We start from the raw sequence: 17,851 nt of genomic DNA, 5'->3' as shown, positions 1-17,851 counted from the left end.
AGGCCCCGCGGGGACGCACCCCGGGAATCCGCCCACGACCCCAACGGCCAATGGCACAAAGGTCATTGGACTAAGGCGGACCGAGGCGCGGGAGCACGCCCCGAACACCGCGGACCGACCCCCTGCGCACGGCGCGCGGACCTCGGGCAGAGGCGGCCGGGAGGCGGCGGGGACGGAAGTGAGGGAAGTCACCCAGCGGCCCCGTACGGCCCGGGAAATCAGGACAGACGGGGCGTCCCCTCCGGGAAGACCCCGAGACCCGGGTCCGCGTCTCCACCCAGGGGAGTACGCGCCGGGGAGGAGCTCATCCTCCGGGAGGCCCGGCAATCGGTACGAGGGCATGACGACCGGTGTCCGCCGCGGGCCTAGATTTGAGGTCAAGCGGCGGGTGGAGCACTCGTCCCCCGAGGTCAGACACCCGCCGCTGCCAACGAAAACCGAGAGCGGTCAGGAGAGGGACCATGGCCTTCACGGCACCGCGGACAGCGCTCCGCAGCCAGGGACGCAGGGCGTACGCCGCCCTCCACCCGCGCCGTACCGGGCGCCGCCACCCGCTGGTGGCCACGGCCATGGCCCTTCCTCTCGCGGCCCTGCTCCTGCTCGTCTTCGACGGCTGGGAGACGGTGGCCACACAGGCGTCGTCCGTGGGCGTGATGCTGGGGCGCTGAGCGGCGACCCCAGGCCCGGAAGAGCGGTCCGGGCGGGGACATCCACCCATAACCCCGTGGGGACGGGGGTGCGGCGGACGGCAAAAATGCCGGCGCAGCTGGGGAGCTGCGCCGGCATTGCTCTTCTCCCGACCAGCCCGGCCACGACGTCCCTGGTCCGCCGCGACGTCTTCGGTGCCGGCCTCGAAGTCCCCGGTTCCTGCCGCGACGTCTCCGGTCCTGCCCGACGGCCCCCGGGGAGCCTCCGGCGTCGACCGCGCCCGAGCCGCGCCGTCGCCAGCTCGCGATCGACTCCGGGCCGGGGGGCTGGTCCAGGAGTTCTGGCGCGCTCCCTCTCCGGGCGCAGCTCCTGCCCTGCCCGGGCGGTCGCTCGATCAAGCCCCCGCTTCCTCCGCCACGCCCACGTCCGCCTCGCGTACCCTCACGCCAGACCACCTGGGGGAGATGTGACCGCAGACCTGTCGTCCGAGCTCGCGGCGAAGGCCCGGGGCGCGGCCCACCCGGGCGCCGGGAGCTGCGTCTGCGGGGCGGGCGTCACCCTTGCCGACCGCCCGGACGCCACCGTCGTACGCCATGGCGGCACCGTCGCGAAGGCCCATGCCCCGGGCGCCACCCTCGCCGATCTCGCCCCTCGCGTCGCCGTGGCCGCGGCCCTGCCCGAGCTGCTGCTGCCCCCGCTCTCCGCGACGCCGGTCCCGCTGCACGGCCGCCAGGTGACCTTCTGGCCCTACGGCACCCCCGTGGACCCCGAGGACCCGGACGCCGCGCCCTGGGAGGCCGCCGCGGCGCTGCTCGCCGCACTGCACCGCAGCCCGGCGCCCACCGGCCTGCCCCCGATGCGCGGCCCCGCCAAGGCGGCCGGTGCCGTCGCCCGTCTCCGGGCCGGCGCCCCTGACCATCAGGCCGTCGCCCCCGTCCTCGGCGCCTGGGGCACCCTCCCGGCCTGGGCCCGCGGCGAGGCCCCTATGCCGGACGCGACCACCCTCTGCCACGGTGACCTCCACCTCGGCCAGCTCGTGCGCCACCCGGCGCCCGACGGCCCCTGGCGGCTCATCGACGTCGACGACCTGGGCACGGGCGTCCCCGCATGGGACCTGGCCCGCCCGGCCGCCTGGTACGCCTGCGGCCTGCTGCCGCCCGAGGAGTGGAGCCGCTTCCTCACCGCCTACCGCGAGGCCGGCGGCCCGGCCGTGCCGAGGGACGGCGACCCCTGGCCCGCCCTGGACGTCCCGGCGCGCGCCCTGACCGTGCAGACGGCGGCGCTCGCGATCACCAAGGCCGTCTCGGCGGACCGCGGCCTGGACGAGGTCGAGCAGTCGCTGATCGACGCCTGTGCACGCATGTGTTCGGTATCACCGCAGTCGGCGGCGAGTTTCACGAAGCAGCGTGCAACCGGCGGCGAACGGGCGGAGTCTGTGCTGGAGATAGACGGCGTCCTGGATCTCCATCAAGCAGGACCGACGGCGAGGAGTTGAGCCGACCATGCAGTGTCCGAAGTGCCACGCGGCGATGCACACCTACAACCGCAACGGTGTCCAGATCGAGCAGTGCTCCAACTGCCGCGGGATCTTCCTCGACTACGGCGAGCTCGAGGCGCTGACCCGGCTGGAGGCCCAGTGGACCCAGCCCGCCCCGCCGGCGCCGCCCGTCGCCCCGGCCCCGCAGGCCTACCCCGCCCCGCCGGCCCCCGCCTGGGGCGCCCAGCACGGCGGCGCCCACTACGGCGGCCACCAACGTCACAAGAGTTTCGGCCGCATGCTCTTCTCCAGCTGAGCCACGGACCACGAAGAAGCCCCCCGGTCGCGGGACCGGGGGGCTTCGGTGTGTGGACGATACTGGGATTGAACCAGTGACCTCTTCCGTGTCAGGGAAGCGCTCTCCCGCTGAGCTAATCGTCCTCGGGACCCTGAACCCGGAGGTCAGGGGCGTTGCGTGCGCGATACTGGGATTGAACCAGTGACCTCTTCCGTGTCAGGGAAGCGCTCTCCCGCTGAGCTAATCGCGCGGGGTGATCTTCGAGAAGATCGCCAGGCCTTCGAGAAGGCCCAGTGGACGATACTGGGATTGAACCAGTGACCTCTTCCGTGTCAGGGAAGCGCTCTCCCGCTGAGCTAATCGTCCTTGGAGGTGGAGACGGGATTTGAACCCGTGTAGACGGCTTTGCAGGCCGTTGCCTCGCCTCTCGGCCACTCCACCAGGAGTGTAGGGGATCGGGAAACCCCCTCTTCCTGCGAGCGGACGACGAGGCTCGAACTCGCGACCTCAACCTTGGCAAGGTTGCGCTCTACCAACTGAGCTACGTCCGCTTGTCGTTTCGGTGCGCTCTCGCGTCCCGGCGACGTGTTGAACTCTAGCGGATTCCCCGGCCAGTACAAAAACGCGTTTGCGCAGCGTGCTGCGCTGCACCCGCCCACCGGGCCGCGCGGCCCCACCCCGCAGGTCACGCCGGGGCCACCCGCGGGACACCCGCCCTAGACTCGACACCGTGCTCGACCTCGCTCCTCTGGCCCGCTTCGGCGACCGCGTCGCCACCGGCCTCCTCGACGTCACCGACGACCCCGAGGCACTCGACTCCGCCGGCTTCTGGGCCGTCGCCGCGGACTTCGAGGGCCGGCTGACCTGCGCACGCTTCGCCGACGTACGCGAGGAGCCGGTGCCCGCCCCCGTACCGGGCGCCTGGCGGGGACCGGCGGCCCGGGACTGGACGTCCTCCCTCGACCGGGCCGCGTACACGGCGGGCGTACGACGGATCCGCGAGCACATCGCGCGCGGCGAGGTCTACCAGGCCAACCTCTGCCGGGTGCTGTCCGCGCCCGTCGCCGCCGACGCGGACGTCGACGCCCTGACCGCACTCCTCGCCCGTGGCAACCCGGCACCGTACGCAGGAACGATCCGGCTGCCGGAGCACGGCGTGGAGACAGCCACCGCCTCCCCGGAGCTGTTCCTGCGCCGGGCGGGGCGGACGGTCGAGTCCGGGCCGATCAAGGGCACCGGACGCACCGAGGCGGACCTCCTGGAGAAGGACTACGCCGAGAACGTCATGATCGTGGACCTGGTCCGCAACGACATCGGGCGCGTGTGCGCCACCGGCAGCGTCACGGTCCCCGACCTGTGCGTCGTGGAGAAGCACCCGGGCCTGGTCCACCTCGTCTCCACCGTCAGCGGCGAGCTGCGCGAGGACGCCGGCTGGCCCGAGCTGCTGGCCGCGGCCTTCCCGCCCGGCTCGGTCACCGGCGCCCCGAAGTCGAGCGCCCTGCGCATCATCGACGCCCTGGAGACCGCACCGCGCGGCCCCTACTGCGGCGGCATCGGCTGGGTCGACGCCGACCGCGGCACGGCCGAGCTGGCCGTCGGCATCCGCACCTTCTGGATCGACCGAGCCGAGGGGATGCTGCGCTTCGGCACCGGGGCCGGCATCACCTGGGGATCCGACCCCGAGGGGGAGTGGCGGGAGACCGAACTGAAGGCGTCCCGGCTGCTCGCGGTAGCGTCGGGCACGTACGAGGTCACTGGAGAAGGGCTCTAGGAAGTGAAGATCTGGCTCGACGGCGGGCTGCAGGACATCGAGTCCGCCCGCGTATCCGTCTTCGACCACGGCCTGACCGTCGGCGACGGCATCTTCGAGACGGTGAAGGTGGCCGACGGCCGCACCTTCGCCCTGACCCGGCACCTCGCCCGGCTCACCCGCTCCGCCCGCGGCCTCGGCCTGCCCGACCCCGACCTCGACGAGGTGCGCCGCGCCTGCGCCGCCGTCATCGACGCCAACCCCATGCCGCTCGGCCGGCTGCGCATCACCTACACCGGAGGCCACGGCCCCCTCGGCTCCGACCGAGGCGAACACGGGCCCACCCTGGTCGTGGCCCTCGGCGAGACCACCCGCCGCCCCGACTCCACCGCCGTGATCACCGTCCCCTGGACTCGCAACGAACGCGGCGCCCTCACCGGCCTGAAGACCACCTCGTACGCCGAGAACGTCGTCGCGCTCGCCCGCGCCCACGAGCAGGGCGCCTCCGAGGCGCTCTTCGCCAACACCGTCGGACAGCTCTGCGAGGGCACCGGCTCCAACGTCTTCGTCGTCCTGGACGGCGAGATCCACACCCCGCCCCTCGCCTCCGGCTGCCTCGCCGGCATCACCCGCGAGCTGGCCGTTCAGTGGACCGGCGCCAAGGAGACCGACCTGCCGCTGGACGTCCTGGAGCGGGCCGACGAGGTCTTCCTGACCTCCACCCTCCGCGACATCCAGGCCGTGCACCGGGTCGACGGCCGCGACCTGCCGGGCACGCCGGGCCCGGTGACGGCGAAGGCCATGCGGATCTTCGACGAGCGCTCGGGCGACGACCTCGACCCGTAGGCCCGACGCGCAGGCGAGCCGGCCGCACCTGTGCAGCCGGTGTGAAATCCAGCTGCCGACGGGCGCGTGGACGGGTAGAAATCCCGTGATGACCACGACCCTGCGGCCGACCGAGCCGCTTCAGCGCGCCGCCGACGGGGCGTTGTCGCGCCACTTCACCGTGTGCGTGAACAGCCGTCCCGTCGGCGCGGTACACCTCGCCACCCATCCCGTGTTCGGGCCCGCCGTCGCCCAGATCCGCGACCTGCACATCGAGGGACCGGACCGTGGGCGGGGCCGGGGCGCGGTGGCGGCGCTCGCCGCGGAGGAGGTGGCCCGCGGCTGGCGCTGCACCCGTATCGAGGCCAACGTGCCCGCCGACGCCACGGCCGCCCTCCGCCTCCTCACGGCCCTCGGCTACACCCACCGCAACCGCGGCATGGAGAAACGCCTCGGCACCACCGCCCCGGCCCTGCCCGACGGCAGCCGGGCCCGCCCGATGACGGAGGCGGAGTTCGGGCCCTGGAACGAAAAGGGCATGGCCGAGTACGCCCGCGAGTGGATCTCCCGCGGCGTCCCCGAGGACCAGGCCTGGGCCAAGGCCCACCGCGACCACGCCAGCCTCCTGCCGCAGGGCCTGGACACCCCCGACGTCCGGCTGAGCGTCCTGGAACACGAGGGCACACCCGTCGGCACGCTCTGGCTGGCCCTCGACACCGAGCGGGCGTACGTCTACGACGTCGAGACCGACGCCCGCTTCCGGGGCCGCGGCCACGGCCGCTCCCTCATGCTCCTCGCCGAGTCCCAGGCGCTGTCCGCGGGGAGGCGGACCATCGGCCTCAACGTGTTCGCCGGCAACACCCCGGCGGAACGGCTCTACGACTCCCTCGGCTACCGGACGGTCGGATACGTGATGTACAAACCCCTGCTGTGAGGGGGCCGGACCCTCACCGGCGGGCGGTTCCACGACCTGACGGGCCGGGCCGGCTCCGGCCGCGCGGGCCCGCCGGTGCCGAGGTCCCGCTCGCGCTCAGCCCTGCCCGGCCAGCAGGCGGTCCGCGATCTCCTCGATGCGCGCGCGCAGGCCCTCCTGGCTCTTGCCGCCGTCGAGGCGCTCCCCGCCGATGACGTAGGTCGGCGTGCCGGTCACCCCGAGCGCCTTGCCCTCGGCCTGGTCGGCGTCGACGATCAGGATGTGCCGGCCGTCGATCAGCGCGGTGTCGAACTCCTCCGCGTCCAGACCGAGTTCCCGGGCCACCTCGACGAGGAAGGGCTCACCCTTGCGGCCCAGCTCCTCGACGCGCCCCAGCACCGCCTCGACGTACGGCCAGCCCTGCCCCTGCTCGGCGGCCTCCTCGGCGGCCTGCGCGGTGGCGAAGGCGTACTTGTTCTTCTCCAGCGGGAAGTGCCGCAGCCGCACCTCCAGCCGGTCGCCGTAACGGGCGCGCAGGGCGCGGAGGTCCTCCAGTGCGGTACGGCAGTCCGGGCACTGCAGATCGCACCAGAAGTCGAGAACAGGGGTCGTGGGACGCGTCGCCGCGGAGGAGGTGTCGCTCATGGGATCAGTCTCCCAGCCTCGACGGAGCCGCCCCAACCGGGCCGGGAGCCGCGTGGGGGAGGAGGCGGCCTCGGCGACCCGGAGCCGACCCCCACTCACGGAGGAGGCGACCCGGAGATGTCCCTGATGTCCGGCCGGAGCATGGCCGGGCCGGGTGCGGCAGGTGCACGATGGAGGGGACGAACCGCTTGCCCGACCGTGTCGCCTGGAGGACCGGATGATTGCCGAGACCGTGTGTTCCGCCGTCGCCGCGGCCGGCCTCGGCATCGCCGCGGTCACCGCCTACCGCCGCCGCTTCCTGGCGGCGGCCCGTATCGCCGCCTACGCCCTGGTGCCGCTCGGCCTGGTGATGACCGGCGTGGTCGACTGGCTCGCCGACACCGCCTTCAGCCCGACGGCCTGGGCCGGCTTCGGCGTGCTGGGTGCGGCCTGGGCCCTGTTCGCCACGACGCGCGCGGTCGAGCGGCGCCGGGGCGGTACCCGCAAGGAGCGCCGGGCAGCGGCAGCCGCGGCACAGCGCGAGGCGGTCGCCCCGCAGACCTCGGCGCCTTCCCTCGGCTCGGCCACCCGCACCGCGCCCCGCGCCCAGACCGGCAACCGGGGCGACTCCGAGGACTTCAGCGACATCGAGGCGATCCTCAAGAAGCACGGCATATGAAGCCCGCCGGCTGATGTGCGTCCGCTTCAGCTGATCGAATTGATTCTGCGGATATGAAACCGAGCCTGTCCATCCGGATGACTCTGCTGATTCGGACGGGTCTGCCGGTATGAGCGGGCGACCGTACCCCCGCCCGCACCCGCATGTCACGGGATTCGGCGAACTACCGCCAGCTGCGGGCGTGTTGATCGCGTCAAGGGTGCGGATTGCGCCATCATCGCCGCGAGATGCTGGACACGACACAGAGCGATGCCGCGCCGCCGAAGGACGAGCCGCGCGGATGTCTCTTCGCCCTTTCCCAGCCACCGCTGATGATCTTCCTTGCGGTGATCGGGAGTCTGCTGCTCATGGCCGCGCTGCACGACCTGCTGTTGCTGTGAGCCTTACCCGGGGTCCCCGGCGTCACCCGCCGGGGGCCGCGTGAGCATCGGCCGGCGCCGACCGGGCCGGGGTCAGCCGGCGGCCTCCTTGCGACGCGCCCGGTAGGCGGCGACGTGCAGCCGGTTGCCGCAGGTGCGGCTGTCGCAGTACCGCCGCGAGCGGTTGCGGGAGAGGTCGACGAAAGCACGCCGGCAGTCGGGGGCCTCGCAGCGGCGCAGCCGCTCCTGCTCACCGGCGACCACGAAGAAGGCGAGCGCCATGCCGCAGTCGGCGGCGAGGTGGTCGGCCAGGGAGGCGCCGGGGGCGAAGTAGTGCACATGCCAGTCGTAGCCGTCGTGGTCCGTGAGGCGCGGGGTGGTGCCCGCCGCGGCGATCAGTTCGTTGATCAGGCCGGCCGCCCCGCGGGCGTCGGGGGCCGCGAAGATCGCGGCGAACCGCCCGCGGATCTTGCGCACCGCGGCGAGGTCGAACTCCGAGAGTGCCCCGACGTCACTGACCTTGTGGGTGCGCACGAACTCCTCGAGCGTCGCCACGTCGGGCAGCCCCTCGGGGGTCTCGTCCTCGGGTGCGGTGTTCACCAGATCCACCACAGTGTCGAGGGCGCACCGGGTGTCGTGGGTGATCAGCACGTTTCGCTCTCCCTGGACTGGGGGTCGGGCGGGCGCCCGTCGATGCTGGCCGATGGTAGTGGCTCGGCGCCGCACCGAAAGGGCCTCGCCGCCGCGCATCCGCTCGCGGTGCCGGTACAACGCACACGCGCTCCGTGACGTTCCCGGCATACGCGACGCACCGCCGCCCACTCCCACCTCGTGGGAGAACCACCCCTTTCGTCACGCACAGTCACCACACCGGAACCGGCGTCGACCCCGCGGCTCTGGACCGCGGCGACGACGCCGGTGTGTGCCGTATGCGGTTGTCCGGGCCCGAGCCGTCTCCCCGAGTGGACGGCGCCGGGCGGTCTGTGGGGGGCTCTCCTAGCTCTCGGCCAGGATGTGTGAGAGCTCCTGATCCAGGTCGAAGTGCCGGTGCTCCGTGCCGGGCGGCACGGCGGCGTCCGTCCGCTTCAGGAACGACTCCAGGGCCCGCGCCGGGGCCTCGAGCAGTGCTTCCCCCTCCGGGGAGCTCAGGGCGATGCAGACGACGCCCTGGCCGTGACTGCGCGACGGCCAGACACGGACGTCGCCGGTTCCCGTGGGCCGGTGCAGGCCCTCGGCGAGGAGGTCGCGGGCGAAGACCCACTCGACGGTCTCCTCGGCTCCGGTGTGGAAGGTGGCGTGCACGGCGTAGGGGTCGGCCGTGTCGTACCGCAGGCCTGCGGGGACAGGCAGGGAGGACTCGCTCGACACAACGAGGCGCAGGTGCAGCTCGCAGCTGACCGTGGTGTTCATAAGCGCCAGGGCCTTTCGCTCAGTGTGCGCTCGGGGATTCGCACGTCGGCGAAATCGACATGCCACCTACGGTGCCGTTGTAAACCCCTCTGAGTGTTTTGCATGGCTTTACGTAACTCTTCCGGCCGAGGCGGGCTTCGGAGGGTACGGCCATTACGGTGACCGGAATCGGTCCGGTAGGTTTGGTGGCATGAATACGGGGAGTGACCAGCCGGGCGAGGCGGTGGCCATGGCGGCGGACGGTGTGATGGTGGACGATACGAACGCGGACGGGAGCAAAGCCGAGCGCGCGCTCGGCTCCAGGGCTCCGGAGTTCATCAGAGCGCGCCGGGCGCTGCACCTGAGTTGGCAGGTCGGCGTCTTCGTGGTCGGCCTGGCGGTCGTCGCGGCAGGCATCGTCATGCTTCCGCTGCCCGGCCCCGGCTGGGTCGTGATCTTCGGCGGAATGGCGATCTGGGCGACCGAGTTCGTATGGGCCCAGCTGGTGCTGCGCTGGACCAAGCGCAAGGTGACCGAGGCCGCCCAGCGGGCCCTCGACCCCCAGGTCCGGCGGCGCAACATCATCCTGACGGTCGTCGGCCTGGTGATCATCGGGGCGCTCGCCGGGTTCTACCTCTGGAAGTTCGGCCTCGTCATGCCCTGGAAGATCAAGGACCAGTGACCCGGGGCGGGCGCAGGCCCGGCCGACGCCGGTCACGGCCATCCCCTGACATGGGGTAATGTTCTTCCTGCGCCCGGGCGATTAGCTCAGTGGGAGAGCGCTTCGTTCACACCGAAGAGGTCACTGGTTCGAACCCAGTATCGCCCACCCCGGTCAACGGCCCGTCTGCAGAAACAGCAGACGGGCCGTTGTCATACCCGAGGCCTCCGACATGCCACGGGCCGCCCGCCGGGTCCGCGCGCAAAGCTGCCGGGTCCGCACCTTCAGGGGTCGCGCCTCGCTCACGCCGTCCGTCAGGGGTGCTGCCTGAGCCGTTGTCGTTGTCGTGTCGTTGTGGTTGTCGTCGGCGGAGGGGCCGGGGCGGGCGCCGTGGGTCGCGGGCCACGGGCCGGGGGCGCCGTCTCTGGTCTCGTGACCTGGGGGTTTCTCGCTGGGGGGCTGTTCCCTGCGGCCGTTGAGGCGAGGCGTGGCCGTCGCCCTGCGTCCCGGGCTCGCTCGCACTGTCTACGAGGCGCTCGGGCGTCGTCCGGCGTCCGGCAGTTCCGGCGGGCGCGTCCTCGCCCTTGGCGGAGGGGGCGGGGGTGAGGGCTCCGTTCCGGCTCTCTGACCTGGACCGGGTGCCGTGACCTGGGGCCGTGACCTGCGGCCCGTCGAGGCGTGGCCGCCGCCTGCGGCCCGGGCTCGCGCTGCCCGCGCGAGGTGGTCGTCCGGCGGCCGGCTGCCCCGGGGGATCGCGCCCTCAGCCACACCGTCTCGGGTGCATCCAAGCCCTCGCTCTCGCATGGGTGTCAGGGGCCGTGGGTGAGGTCTCCGCTCTTCTGACCTGGGCGTCCTGCGCGGCGCCACGACCTCGCGTGCCCAACGGGTGCTCTGACCTCCGGTGTCGTGGGATCGCCTCGGTATGCCTGCGGTGCCTGACGTGCGCGTTCCCTCCGAGTCCATGCCACCGCCCTTGTGCCTGGGCGCTCCGGCGGTGCGCAGTCCTGCCGAGGCGTCGTGCTGCTCGCATGGCGCAATGGGCTGCCCTCTCTCACCTGCCGCCCCGCGGCCGCCGCCCCCACAAGACCCCACGGCCACGCACTGCGCCCCCGAAGAGCCCCTCACGCCCCCCGACACCCCCAGCCCCCCTCGCCCCACCAGAAGCCCCGCACAGCCACCCTCAACCCACACCCGCCACCCCACGCCCAGGCCCCGCCCCTCCAAGCCCGCACTCACACCCTCCGCCCTCCCGGAGCCGCCCTCCCGGCCCCGCCTCCCAGCCGCACACTCCAGCCCATCCCGACAGTCCCCGGACCCCCCACCCCGCCCACCAGCCCTCGCCCCCCATCCGGCTGTTTTCGGCGGAGGTGCCGAACGCCTTGTGGAATCCGGCGGAACGACTTTCAGCCACCCCCACCCCCGTACGGCAGGCCAACACCCGTTCGACTCCTCGAACCCACCCCCCTCACCTGCGCCGGCGCCCACCCTCAGCCCCCACCTCGGCCCAGCAGCCACACCCCACGAGCGAGCCGTCCCGGAAGAAATTCCTGTCCGAATCATTGACGCACCCCGAGCCCCTCCGTAACTTGTCCCGGCAAGCGCTTACTTGAAACGATTCATGAAGCGGCAACGACGCTGCGGGGAGGGGTCCACTGTGGGCACAGGGAATGTTGAGAGGCGCACCGTCCTGAAGGCGGCCGGTGCCTCGGTGGCCACCCTGGGGCTGGCCGCGACGACCGGCTGCGGCGGTGACGGCGGCACCGGTGCTGACGGAACGGTGACGATCCGTTACTCCTGGTGGGGTGCCGAGGAGCGGGCCAAGCGGATCAACCGGTCCATCAAGCTCTTCGAGAAGAAGTTCCCGAAGATCAAGGTGAAGACCGACTTCCAGGACTATGTCTCTTTCTGGGAGAAGTTCCAGACGCAGGCCGCGGGCGGAAACCCGCCGGACGTTTTCCAGAACGCCGTTGGATTTCTTCGGAAGTACGACAAGCGCGGCATTCTCCTGAACCTCAAGTCCCAGATAGACGCGGGCAATTTGAGCCTGGACAACTTCCGGGCGGGTGTCACCTCCGTCGGTGAGGTGGACGGCAAGCAGCTCGGCATTCCGGTGGGCTCCAACACCATGGCCCTGGTCATCGACAAGAAGGTCTTCCGGAAGGCGGGTGTCGAGGCGGCGCCGGGCTGGACCTGGGGCGACTACTTCAAGGCCCTGAAGACGATCCACGACAAGACCGGTGTCGCCGGTGACTCGGGCTACCACTCGATCATGTACCTGTACGACCTGTACCTCCGTCAGAACGGCAAGGCCTTCTTCACCGAGGACGGACTCGGCTTCGAGCAGACCGATCTGACGGAGTGGTGGCAGGACGCCTACAACCGCGTCAAGGCCGGCCACATCACCGACCCGAAGATCGTCGAGCAGGACAAGCCCAAGTCCTCCCTGGCCGCGGCGCACGCCGCCTCGGAGTTCACCTGGGACAACTTCACGGTCCGTTACTCGGTGGAGGGCAAGAGCGAGTACGGCCTCGCCCCCATCCCGACCACCGACGGCAAGAACACCGGCCAGTACCTCGGCTCTCTGATGCTGAGTGCCTCCGCGCGCACCCGGCACCCCAAGGAGGTCGCCCAGTTCATCGACTTCATGGTCCACGACCCCGAGGTCGGCAAGATCATGGGCTACGACCGCGGCATCCTCGCCACCACCGAGCAGTACGAGGCGTACAAGCCGACCGAGGCAATCGGCAAGGAGATCGCGCAGTACGAGGAGGACACCGCCAAGGCCGGCGTCCTGGGGAAGATCACCCCGCACCCGTCCGGCGCCGACACCGTCGAGGCCGCGTTCCTGCGCATCGGCGGTGACATGGCCCAGGGCAAGACCAAGGTCTCCGACGCGGTGAAGCAGTTCTTCTCCGAGGCCGAGGCCGCCTTCCAAGCCTGATGGGAACCGCCGTGACGCTCGTCAAGGACTCCGTGTCCACCACCCGGCCGACACGTTCCCCCGTCCCCGCCGCCGCCAAGCGGCGGGGACGCCGGGACAACCTCACGGGCTATCTGTTCATGTCCCCGTGGATCGCCGGCTTCCTGCTGCTGACCGCGGGCCCCATGATCGCCTCGCTGTACTTCGCGTTCACCGACTACAACCTCTTCAACTCCCCGAAGTGGATCGGGCTCGACAACTTCACGCGGATGTTCGACGACCCGCGCTGGCAGAAGTCGGTCGAGGTCACCGCGAAGTACGTCGTCATCGGCACCCCGCTGAAGCTGCTGCTGGCCCTCGGCGTTGCCCTGCTGCTCGCCCAGAGCAGACGCGGCCAGGCCTTCTATCGGGCCGCGTTCTACATGCCGTCCCTGATCGGCGCCAGTGTCTCCGTAGGGTTCGTGTGGCGGGCGCTGTTCTCCGACGACGCGATCGTCGACAGGTCGATGTCGCTGTTCGGCGTGGACGTCGGCGGCTGGGTCGGCAACCCCGACTGGGTCCTCTACAGCCTGGTCGCGCTGACCGTCTGGCAGTTCGGCGCCCCCATGGTCATCTTCCTGGCCGGTCTGAAGCAGGTGCCGAGAGAGCTCTACGAGGCCGCCGAGATGGACGGGGCCGGACCGCTGCGCCGGTTCTGGAGCATCACGCTGCCGATGATCTCCCCGGTGCTGTTCTTCAACGTGCTGCTGGAGACCATCCACTCGTTCCAGATCTTCGGCTCGGCCTACGTCGTCTCCAACCAGTCCTGCGGACCGGCCGACGCCACGCTCGTCTACACCTGCTACCTGTACCAGAAGGGCTTCAAGGAGTCCCAGATGGGCTTCGCCTCCGCGATGGCCTGGATGCTGCTGCTGGCCGTGGCCCTGGTGACGGCGGTGCTGTTCTGGTCCCAGAAGAAGTGGGTGCACTACTCGGAGGACGCCCGATGAGCGCCATCACACCTGCCGTGAACAAGCGGACCGGCTCGCTCGCCTGGCACATCGGCTCACTGCTCGTGCTGGCGGTCGTCCTCTACCCCGTCGTCTGGGTCCTCGGTGCCTCCTTCAAGCCCAGTGACGAGATCATCGGCTCTCTGCAGCTGTTCCCCACCAGCCCCGTCACGAGGAACTTCACCGGTCTCGCCGAGGGCATCGCGGACATCTCCATCGCGACCTTCTTCCAGAACTCCCTGTTCTACGCGCTCGGCTCCGTCGTGGGCATCCTGGTCTCCTGCTCCCTGACGGCGTACGCCTTCGCCAAGGTCCGGTTCGCCGGGCGGAACCTGCTGTTCTCGCTGATGATCGGCACCCTGCTGCTGCCGTACCACGTGCTGCTCATCCCGCAGTACGTGATGTTCCAGAAGATGGAGCTGATCAACACCTATGTGCCGCTGCTGATCGGCAAGTTCCTGGCGACGGAGGCGTTCTTCGTCTTCCTGATGGTGCAGTTCATGCGGAACCTGCCGCGCGAGCTGGACGAGGCCGCCCGGATCGACGGCTGCGGGCACCTGCGGATCTACTGGTCGATCGTGCTGCCGCTGTGCCGGCCCGCCCTGATCACCAGTGCGATCTTCACCTTCATCAACGCCTGGAACGACTTCATGGGCCCGCTGATCTACCTCAACGAGCCCGGCAAGTACACCGTCTCGCTCGGCATGATGATGTTCCGCGACCAGGAGAGCGTCGCCAACTACGGCGGCATGATCGCCATGTCGCTGGTCGCGCTGCTGCCTGTGCTGCTGTTCTTCCTCGCCTTCCAGCGGTACCTCATCGACGGTATGGCGACCTCCGGACTCAAGGGCTGAGGGGGCACACGCCATGGCACAGGTGCACGCGGAGGCCCGCGGGGCGGCTCGTGAGAAGGCCGCGAAGGAGTCCGGGTTCAACGAGCGGTTCGGGGTGTTCGCCGAGTGTCTGCTCACCGGCGTGTGGATCGCGGTCTTCTCGCTCGGTGTGGTCACCTACCCGGCCGCGTTCGCCGCGGGCGCCCGCCATCTGCGCCGCCGTACGGCCCATGAGGCGGGCGGCCTGCGGGAGTTCGCCGCCGACTTCCGGGCGGCGCTGCGCGGCGGGTGGGTCGTGGGCCTCGCCGGCTGGGCCGCCCTGGCCGTCGTAGGGGTGGACGTACAGGCCGCGCGGGCCGGGCTTCCCGGCGGGCCGCTGGTCGGAGCGGTCGGCCTGCTCGCGCTTCTCGCCGCCGCCGTCGCCGGGATGCGCGCGGCGGCGACCTGGACACCGGGCGCGGCCTGGCGGGCGCTGCTCCCCGCGGCGGTCCGAAGGACCGTGCTCGATCCCGCCGGGTCCTTCCTGATCGTCGGGGGACTGGTGGTCGTCGTCTGCTCCGGCTGGCTGATCGCCCCGCTGGCGGTGCCGGTGCTGGGTGCCGTCGCGGCGGCCGCCGTCGCCGTGGAGGAGCGGTACCGGCACCGCTGACCGGCAGCCCTCGAAAGAAGCGAGGGCGGCGCCCCGAGCGCCGCACCTCTCTCTGTCATGCCCTTGGCAAGCCTTGCATCCGCACGGAAAGGAAAGCCATGTCCCCCATCCCCCGCAGGTCCATCCTGAAGGCGGCCGCCGTCGCCGGAGCCGCCGCGCAGTTCAGCTGGGCGCTGGGCACGCAGAAGGCCCAGGCGGCCCCCGCCGCCGCGCCCGCCGACGCCGACCCGGTCGTCCTGAACTGGCTGGAGGACGGGGGCCTCGGCGCCGCTCCGGGCTCCACGGTCGGCGTGCCCTGGCCCAAGGGCGCCGTCCCGGCGGACCAGACCTTCGCGCTCACGGACGAGGCCGGCAGAGCGGTCCCCGTCCAGTCCTGGCCGATCGCCCACTGGCCGGACGGCTCCCTGAAGTGGACCGCCCACGCGGTCGGCTCCGGCGACGGCAGGCTCACCCTCGCCCCGGGCACCCCGGCCGCTCCCGCCCACCAGGTCACCGTCGACGAGAACGGCGGCACGATCACCGTCTCCACCGGCGTGGTCACCACCCGGATCGGCAAGTCCGGCTCCGTCCTGGTCAAGTCCGTCACCCGCGGCTCCACCGAGATCGCCAAGGACGGCCGCCTCGTGCTGCTGCGCCAGCCCGAGATCGAGGACGGCGACCAGGGCACGGTGAAGTACGAGCGCTTCGACAGCGCCATCGACGAGGTGAAGGTCGAACAGGACGGCCCCGTCCGCGCGGTCGTCCGCGTCGACGGCAAGCACCGCAAGGGCGACCGCGGCTGGCTGCCCTTCTCCGTCCGCCTCTACTTCTACGCGGGCGCCGAGTCCTTCCGCATGGTGCACACCATCACCTACGACGGCACCCAGGAACCCGGCAAGGCGAGCGGCGACTTCATCCGCGGCATCGGCGTCCGCTTCACCGTGCCCATGCGCGACCAGTCCTACGACCGCCACATCCGCATCGGCGGCGAGGGCACCGGACTGCTGCGCGAGGCCGTCAAGGGCATCACCGGCCTGCGCCGCGACCCCGGAGCGGCCGTGCAGGCGGCCCAGTTCGAGGGCCGGAAGCTGCCCGACCCGTCCACCTGGGACCAGCGCGTGACCACGCGGCTGCAGTACATCCCCGAGTGGGGCGACTACACCCTCTCCCAGCTCTCCGCCGACGGCTTCACCGTGCGCAAGCGCACCAAGAAGGGCCACGGCTGGATCGCGGCGGGCGGCGGCCGGCGCGCCTCCGGCTTCGCCTACGTCGGCGGCGCGAGCGGCGGCCTGTCCTTCGGACTGCGCGACTTCTGGGAGAAGTTCCCCGCCCAGCTCGACATCCGCGCCGCCCACACCGACGAGGCCCAGGTCACCGTCTGGCTCTGGTCGCCCGAGGCCCAGCCGATGGACCTGCGCTTCTACCACGACGGCATGGGCCAGGACACCTTCCCCGAGCAGCTCGAAGGCCTCAACATCACCTATGAGGACTACGAGCCCGGCTTCGGCACCCCCTACGGCATCGCCCGTACCTCCGAACTCCTCTTCTGGGCCAACGAGTCCACCCCGTCGGCCGAGCAGCTCGCCCGGCAGGCCGAGGCCGTGCGGGTGCTGCCCCAGCTCGCGGCCCCGCCCGAGCAGCTCATCAAGGCCGGAGTGTTCGGCCCCGGTCTGTACTCCGAGCCCGACCGCTCCACGCCCGCCAAGGCCAAGATCGAGGACCACCTCGACTTCCTCTTCACCTACTACAAGGACCAGGTGGAGCAGCGCCGCTGGTACGGCTTCTGGGACTACGGCGACATCATGCACACCTACGACAGCGCCCGGCACCAGTGGCGCTACGACGTGGGCGGCTACGCGTGGGACAACTCCGAACTGTCGCCGGACCTGTGGCTCTGGTACGCGTATCTCAGAAGCGGCCGCTCCGACATCTTCCGCTTCGCCGAGGCCATGACCCGGCACACCGGCGAGGTCGACGTCTACCACCTCGGCAAGTGGGCCGGCCTCGGCACCCGGCACGGCGTCCAGCACTACGCCGACAGCGCCAAGCAGCAGCGCATCGCGAACACGACGTACCGCCGCTACTACTACTTCCTCACCGCGGACGAGCGCGTCGGCGACCTCATGCACGCCAACGTCGACTCCGACGAGACCTTCCTCGTCCTCGACCCCATCCGCAAGATCCGCACCGAGCCCTACACGCCCGACCGGCACGCGCTGTCCATCGGCTTCGGCACGGACTGGAGCGGTCTGGTGTCGGCGTGGCTCACCGAGTGGGAGCGCAAGGGCCCGAAGTGGGAGAAGGCCAGGGCGCGGGTGCTGTCCACCATGGAGACCATCGCCGCCCAGCCGAACGGCTTCGTGCAGGGCACCGGCCTCTACGACCTGGACACCGGCCGGTTCGCCGTCGCCGAGACGCCCGTCGTCGGAGTCTCGCACCTGTCCGCCGTCTTCGGGCTCAACGAGCTGTGCGCCGAGCTCATCGACCTCGTCGACATGCCCGAGTTCAAGGAGGCGTACCTCGACTACTGCCGCTACTTCAACGCCACCAAGGCGGAACAGGCCGCTCGGTACGGGTCCAACTTCGGTTCGCTGATCCTCTTCCAGGGGCACTCGCGGCTGGACGCGTACGCGGCCGTGCAGACGGGCGACGAGAAGCTCGCCGCCCGCGCCTGGAGCAAGTTCTACAACTCCGACGGATACAAGGAGAGTTCGCCCTGGAAGACCGAGGCGGTCAGCGGGCCGGTCGCACTGGTCGCGGGCAGTGAGGCGGCGTGGGTGTCGACCAACGACACCGCGCTCTACGGCCTCGCCGCCATCGAGAATCTCGCCCTCCTCGGGCACAGGATGCCGTCGTAG

17 protein-coding genes and 6 tRNA genes are annotated in these 17,851 nt (G+C 71.1%); 15 read left to right on the top strand and 8 right to left on the bottom strand.

Features of this window, described 5'->3' with window-relative positions:
• Positions 1 to 461: 461 nt before the first annotated feature.
• The 3 genes from ACIGXJ_RS23235 (at position 462) to ACIGXJ_RS23225 (ending at position 2,441) form a co-directional block, all read left to right on the top strand.
• A complete protein-coding gene (locus ACIGXJ_RS23235; RefSeq protein ID WP_399648492.1) occupies positions 462 to 668 on the top strand; it encodes a hypothetical protein in 207 nt (68 codons plus the stop codon).
• Positions 669 to 1,114: 446 nt separating this feature from the next.
• Complete coding sequence (locus tag ACIGXJ_RS23230; protein ID WP_399648490.1) at positions 1,115 to 2,143, top strand: phosphotransferase family protein; 1,029 nt, start codon at positions 1,115 to 1,117, stop codon at positions 2,141 to 2,143.
• A gap of 7 nt (positions 2,144 to 2,150) precedes the next feature.
• Complete coding sequence (locus ACIGXJ_RS23225; RefSeq protein ID WP_399648487.1) at positions 2,151 to 2,441, top strand: zf-TFIIB domain-containing protein; 291 nt, start codon at positions 2,151 to 2,153, stop codon at positions 2,439 to 2,441.
• 53 nt (positions 2,442 to 2,494) lie between these two features.
• On the opposite strand, the gene ACIGXJ_RS23220 is transcribed toward ACIGXJ_RS23225, so the two are convergent.
• The 5 genes from ACIGXJ_RS23220 to ACIGXJ_RS23200 all read right to left on the bottom strand — a co-directional run bounded on the left by ACIGXJ_RS23220 (position 2,495) and on the right by ACIGXJ_RS23200 (position 2,974).
• A tRNA-Val gene (locus tag ACIGXJ_RS23220) sits at positions 2,495 to 2,566 on the bottom strand.
• A 35-nt stretch (positions 2,567 to 2,601) separates the two neighbouring features.
• Positions 2,602 to 2,673 (bottom strand) — tRNA-Val (locus tag ACIGXJ_RS23215).
• A 44-nt stretch (positions 2,674 to 2,717) separates the two neighbouring features.
• Positions 2,718 to 2,789 (bottom strand) — tRNA-Val (locus ACIGXJ_RS23210).
• A gap of 1 nt (position 2,790) precedes the next feature.
• Positions 2,791 to 2,864: transfer RNA gene (locus tag ACIGXJ_RS23205), tRNA-Cys, on the bottom strand.
• A 37-nt stretch (positions 2,865 to 2,901) separates the two neighbouring features.
• Positions 2,902 to 2,974, bottom strand: a tRNA-Gly gene (locus tag ACIGXJ_RS23200).
• A gap of 179 nt (positions 2,975 to 3,153) precedes the next feature.
• Here ACIGXJ_RS23200 and ACIGXJ_RS23195 point away from each other — a divergent pair.
• From ACIGXJ_RS23195 to ACIGXJ_RS23185, 3 genes are all read left to right on the top strand, one after another.
• Positions 3,154 to 4,194, top strand: a complete 1,041-nt coding sequence (locus tag ACIGXJ_RS23195) for a chorismate-binding protein (RefSeq protein WP_399648484.1) — start codon at positions 3,154 to 3,156, stop codon at positions 4,192 to 4,194.
• Between the two features lie 3 nt (positions 4,195 to 4,197).
• On the top strand, positions 4,198 to 5,019 hold the full coding sequence (locus ACIGXJ_RS23190; RefSeq protein WP_399648482.1) for an aminotransferase class IV: 822 nt from the start codon (positions 4,198 to 4,200) through the stop codon (positions 5,017 to 5,019).
• A gap of 88 nt (positions 5,020 to 5,107) precedes the next feature.
• On the top strand, positions 5,108 to 5,932 hold the full coding sequence (locus ACIGXJ_RS23185; RefSeq protein ID WP_399648480.1) for a GNAT family N-acetyltransferase: 825 nt from the start codon (positions 5,108 to 5,110) through the stop codon (positions 5,930 to 5,932).
• A gap of 96 nt (positions 5,933 to 6,028) precedes the next feature.
• On the opposite strand, the gene ACIGXJ_RS23180 is transcribed toward ACIGXJ_RS23185, so the two are convergent.
• The gene (locus tag ACIGXJ_RS23180) at positions 6,029 to 6,556 is read right to left on the bottom strand and encodes a DsbA family protein (RefSeq protein WP_399648477.1); all 528 of its coding nucleotides are present in this window, start codon (positions 6,554 to 6,556) and stop codon (positions 6,029 to 6,031) included.
• 217 nt (positions 6,557 to 6,773) lie between these two features.
• Here ACIGXJ_RS23180 and ACIGXJ_RS23175 point away from each other — a divergent pair, with 217 nt between their 5' ends.
• Both ACIGXJ_RS23175 and ACIGXJ_RS23170 read left to right on the top strand, forming a co-directional pair.
• Positions 6,774 to 7,214 (top strand): hypothetical protein, encoded by a 441-nt coding sequence (locus ACIGXJ_RS23175; RefSeq protein WP_399648475.1) that lies wholly within the window; start codon positions 6,774 to 6,776, stop codon positions 7,212 to 7,214.
• Positions 7,215 to 7,441: 227 nt separating this feature from the next.
• Entirely contained in the window at positions 7,442 to 7,594 is a 153-nt protein-coding gene (locus tag ACIGXJ_RS23170; protein WP_356689695.1) for a hypothetical protein, read from the top strand.
• Positions 7,595 to 7,666: 72 nt separating this feature from the next.
• Here the strand turns inward: ACIGXJ_RS23170 and ACIGXJ_RS23165 are convergent, their stop codons facing one another.
• Both ACIGXJ_RS23165 and ACIGXJ_RS23160 read right to left on the bottom strand, forming a co-directional pair.
• Positions 7,667 to 8,224, bottom strand: coding sequence for a CGNR zinc finger domain-containing protein (locus ACIGXJ_RS23165; RefSeq protein ID WP_399648473.1), 558 nt, complete (start codon positions 8,222 to 8,224; stop codon positions 7,667 to 7,669).
• 345 nt (positions 8,225 to 8,569) lie between these two features.
• Positions 8,570 to 8,983 carry an SsgA family sporulation/cell division regulator gene (locus tag ACIGXJ_RS23160; RefSeq protein WP_004002642.1) on the bottom strand — a complete coding sequence of 138 codons (414 nt, stop codon included), beginning with the start codon at positions 8,981 to 8,983 and terminating at the stop codon, positions 8,570 to 8,572.
• Positions 8,984 to 9,173: 190 nt separating this feature from the next.
• Here ACIGXJ_RS23160 and ACIGXJ_RS23155 point away from each other — a divergent pair, with 190 nt between their 5' ends.
• The 7 genes from ACIGXJ_RS23155 to ACIGXJ_RS23125 all read left to right on the top strand — a co-directional run bounded on the left by ACIGXJ_RS23155 (position 9,174) and on the right by ACIGXJ_RS23125 (position 17,851).
• A complete protein-coding gene (locus tag ACIGXJ_RS23155; RefSeq protein WP_399648470.1) occupies positions 9,174 to 9,644 on the top strand; it encodes a TIGR02611 family protein in 471 nt (156 codons plus the stop codon).
• Between the two features lie 75 nt (positions 9,645 to 9,719).
• A tRNA-Val gene (locus ACIGXJ_RS23150) sits at positions 9,720 to 9,791 on the top strand.
• A gap of 1,486 nt (positions 9,792 to 11,277) precedes the next feature.
• On the top strand, positions 11,278 to 12,564 hold the full coding sequence (locus tag ACIGXJ_RS23145) for an ABC transporter substrate-binding protein (RefSeq protein WP_399648467.1): 1,287 nt from the start codon (positions 11,278 to 11,280) through the stop codon (positions 12,562 to 12,564).
• Positions 12,565 to 12,575: 11 nt separating this feature from the next.
• Positions 12,576 to 13,532, top strand: coding sequence for a carbohydrate ABC transporter permease (locus tag ACIGXJ_RS23140; protein WP_399648464.1), 957 nt, complete (start codon positions 12,576 to 12,578; stop codon positions 13,530 to 13,532).
• Complete coding sequence (locus ACIGXJ_RS23135; RefSeq protein ID WP_399648462.1) at positions 13,529 to 14,386, top strand: carbohydrate ABC transporter permease; 858 nt, start codon at positions 13,529 to 13,531, stop codon at positions 14,384 to 14,386. Before ACIGXJ_RS23140 ends, ACIGXJ_RS23135 begins: the two co-directional genes overlap by 4 nt.
• A gap of 13 nt (positions 14,387 to 14,399) precedes the next feature.
• Entirely contained in the window at positions 14,400 to 15,014 is a 615-nt protein-coding gene (locus ACIGXJ_RS23130) for a hypothetical protein (protein ID WP_399648460.1), read from the top strand.
• A 98-nt stretch (positions 15,015 to 15,112) separates the two neighbouring features.
• Entirely contained in the window at positions 15,113 to 17,851 is a 2,739-nt protein-coding gene (locus tag ACIGXJ_RS23125) for a Tat pathway signal sequence domain protein (RefSeq protein WP_399648458.1), read from the top strand.

The sequence above is a fragment of the Streptomyces sp. NPDC053367 genome (genome assembly GCF_044545925.1).
Taxonomy (GTDB): domain Bacteria; phylum Actinomycetota; class Actinomycetes; order Streptomycetales; family Streptomycetaceae; genus Streptomyces.
Note: the sequence above shows the minus strand (reverse complement) of the source record. Positions and strands in the feature narration are given on the sequence as shown.